This is a genomic window from Bartonella sp. AP36NXGY (assembly GCF_042195865.1).
Taxonomy (GTDB): Bacteria; Pseudomonadota; Alphaproteobacteria; order Rhizobiales; family Rhizobiaceae; genus Bartonella.
Genome location: NZ_JBHIPD010000159.1, coordinates 1 through 519, shown reverse-complemented (window position 1 = coordinate 519; position 519 = coordinate 1). Strand labels below are relative to the sequence as shown.

The following is a 519-nucleotide window of genomic DNA, read 5'->3' as shown; positions in this document are numbered from 1 at the left end:
TATTCGCAATCTTCAGATGGAAGCATGACATAAAGTGGGCATTCACCATCCCGAAACTGCGTATAATCAAAGTAAAAGGTTTCACCAAAATCTGTTCTGCTAACGGCAAGCTGTTCTGGTGTCACAAAACCATGTTTTCTATAATAATTTAAGTTTTGTAAAACAATGTCATCAAAAGGAATATCTTCTCCACACTCTTTATAAAGGCTATAGATTTCATAACCAGCAATGTCTCCTCCTTTATAATGTTTTAAAAAAGTTTTATAGGAAGATGTGAATTGTAAACCGAGAGCTTTCTCCGCCTTTTCAATCACGAGATCATCAACCGCATTTTCTGCAATCCCAAAACTAACAATATCACCATCATATTTATCAACTAATTCTATGACATCCGCTAAGGTATAGGTTTTCATCAATTATCCTCCATAAATTATTCTATAAGTTTCTTTTTTCTCTTTTCATCAATCGTAGAGCATTACTGCCGATGCTCCTGTCCCCATCTGTCAAAATCTATCCCTA

Annotated in this window: 1 protein-coding gene; it reads right to left on the bottom strand. The window is 35.1% G+C overall.

All coding sequences use genetic code 11. The features are described 5' to 3' along the window. Positions 1–413 (bottom strand): SMI1/KNR4 family protein (locus ACFINX_RS10425; RefSeq protein WP_375668839.1); only part of this gene is annotated, 413 nt, incomplete at its 3' end. Positions 414–519: the final 106 nt, after the last annotated feature.